The 1037-nt window shown below is 66.3% G+C and carries 1 protein-coding gene; it reads right to left on the bottom strand.

What is annotated here, in order from left to right:
• Window positions 1-110 precede the first annotated feature (110 nt).
• Complete coding sequence (locus QMX78_RS21445) at window positions 111-425, bottom strand: DUF736 domain-containing protein (RefSeq protein WP_004883051.1); 315 nt, start codon at window positions 423-425, stop codon at window positions 111-113.
• Window positions 426-1037 lie beyond the last annotated feature (612 nt).

Here is a 1037-nt window from a genome sequence, read left to right as displayed (position 1 = left end):
CTGGCCTTGGACATGCGGGACATGGGGCAACTGCCGAAACCCTGTGCGGGCGATGCTGCGATCAGCAGCACCGCGCCCCGCCGCAATGGGCGGGGCGCGGTGGGCGGCCGTCAGGCCGCCTTGGGCTTGCTGCGCGACCAGATGAGGTCGTGCGTGTCATTCTCGCCTTCGATCAGGCGGGCATAGACCGTCGCCGGGAATGAAGGATCGTCGATGGCCACCGACAGGTAATCCCGCCCGGCCTCGCTGGTTTTCTTCCACGCCGCGCCGAAGTCGTGGCCGGCCGCTTGCAGGCGGAAGTCCGGGGCGCTTTCGTTCTCGCCCTTGTCGTTGGGAACCAGCTTGACCTTGAAGTTGAGGGTCAGGGTGCGGAGCTGGCCGGTGAAGCCGTCTTTCTCTGCGGTGAAGGTGCCGATGTTAGCCATGATGATTTCTCCTTTCGGGTTGAACAAGGTCGCGCCAGTGCGTCCTTGTTGTGATCCGTCCGGCGGGGGATGGGCTGGCCGCACCGCGCAGCGGTCGCAACACCGTGGAGAACCTGGAAGCGAAAAGAATTTGTCCCGCGAGGAATGCGCGCAGCGCAGGGGGAATTGTTTTCGCTGGAAGGTTGCGGCCATGAAGCCCAGCCACCGCCAGGATTCACAACAACACAAGGACGTACTGGCCGCCCGCTCCCGAATGGAGGCATGGCCGACTCGGCATCCCCGCGCGACGGCTTCACCGGCCTGCGCCCTGACACGGGCAAGGACAATGCCCAGCGACAAGGTGAAAGCGTCCCTACTGCTGCTTGCGGCCCTTTGCGTGAGGCGTGGCGTGGAAGCTCCATTGCAAGGCCGGGCGGCGTGTCGGTGAACCGTCCTTCGTGACGTACAGGCGACGAACCGCCAGCGTCGAGGACGGCACGCTTTCGTGCAACCTGCGGCAGCAAGCCGGGGCGTAGCCCCACACGCCCGTCCATTGCGGTGGGGCGCGTTCGGAATGTCGTGGGGGCCGGGGGGCGCCCCCCCCTATGGGGGGGGGGGGTTTACCCCCCCCAC

The sequence above is a fragment of the Stenotrophomonas sp. PS02298 genome, from assembly GCF_029959445.1.
GTDB lineage: Bacteria > Pseudomonadota > Gammaproteobacteria > Xanthomonadales > Xanthomonadaceae > Stenotrophomonas.
Note: the sequence above shows the minus strand (reverse complement) of the source record. Positions and strands in the feature narration are given on the sequence as shown.